General features: G+C 72.2%; 1 protein-coding gene and 1 pseudogene. One reads left to right on the plus strand and one right to left on the minus strand.

The window, feature by feature from the left end; translation table 11 throughout:
* Positions 1 to 98: 98 nt before the first annotated feature.
* On the minus strand, positions 99 to 548 hold the full coding sequence (locus ACFXA3_RS42700; RefSeq protein WP_385196968.1) for an SRPBCC family protein: 450 nt from the start codon (positions 546 to 548) through the stop codon (positions 99 to 101).
* A gap of 175 nt (positions 549 to 723) precedes the next feature.
* On the opposite strand from ACFXA3_RS42700, the pseudogene ACFXA3_RS42705 reads away from it, so the two are divergent.
* Positions 724 to 1,278 (plus strand): annotated as a pseudogene (locus tag ACFXA3_RS42705) (hemerythrin domain-containing protein).
* The last annotated feature ends 13 nt before the right edge of the window (positions 1,279 to 1,291 follow it).

Genomic DNA, 1,291 nt, shown 5'->3' on the forward strand with positions numbered 1-1,291 from the left:
GCGCGCCTGCACCCCGCCCGGGCGCGAGCCCCCCCGCGCCCCCCGGCGGCGGCGCGCGGCGCGGACGCCCCTGTCCCCGAACCCGCGTCCCATCCCGGTCAGACCTCGCCCCGCCAGGCGCCCGTCTCGACACCGCGCGACTCGATGAACAGCTTGAACCGCTTCAGATCACCGGCCACCCGGCGCTTGACGAAGCCGAGCCTGTCGGCGGCCGTCTCGGCCAGGCCGTCGGGCGCCCAGTTCATGTGCAGGACGACATTGGTGGTGGTCGCGTCGATCGGCTGGAAGGTGACCAGGCCGGCCTGGCGCGCCTCCCCGTCCACCGTCATCCACGCGACGCGCCGGTCCGGGAGCTGCTCGGTGATCTGCGCGTCGAACTCGCGCTGCACACCGTTCACGTTCGTCACCCAGTGGGTCAGGGTGTCCGTGCGCTGCTCGATGCGCTCGACCCCCTCCATGAAGGCGGGGAACTCCTCGAACTGCGTCCACTGGTTGTAGGCCGTGCGCAGCGGCACGTTGACCTCGACGTACTCCTCGACGTGTGACATGTGACCCCTTCCGTATGGTCGGTGGATCGTTCACGGCCCGGCTACCCGCCGCCCGGCGCGGCATGCGCCGGCCGCCACGCCCCGGCGCCCTCCCGTTAGCGCTGCGTGATCCCGGGTACGCGCGCAGCGACCGGCGCGCACCGCCGGCCGAGGCCGAACGGGAAGGAACAACGGCATGGGACACGCAGGGGACGTCATCGCCGAGCTGACCGTCGACCACCGCGAGGTGGACGGGCTGTTCGACAGGATCGAGCACACCACCCCGGCGGGCGAACGACAGAAGGCGGCCGAACAGCTGACCATCGAACTGGTGCGGCACTCGGTCGCCGAGGAGGAGCACCTCTAGCCGGTGATCCGGGAGCACTTCCCGGACGGCGACCTCATCGCGGACAAGGAACTCGCCGACCACGCACGCGTGGAGAAGCTGCTGAAGGACCTCGAAGGGCTGGACGCGGCGGGACCGGAGTTCGACCGGCTGCTCGCCGCACTGAAGGCGGAGGTCGTCGCCCACGTGCACGACGAGGAGCAGAACATCTTCCCCCGGCTCCGCCACGCGTGCTCACCGCAGGACCTGCGGACGCTGGGCGACAGGGTGCGCCGGGCCAAGAGGTTCGCGCCGACCCGCCCGCACCCCGGCGCCCTCCCCTCCCAGCCGCACCACCGGCTGCTGTCCGCCGGCACGGGACTGGTCGACCGCGCGCGGGACTTCCTCAGCGGACGCGGCGAGTAGCACCTGCGGCCAC

This window comes from Streptomyces sp. NPDC059456 (assembly GCF_042750055.1).
Taxonomy (GTDB): Bacteria; Actinomycetota; Actinomycetes; order Streptomycetales; family Streptomycetaceae; genus Streptomyces.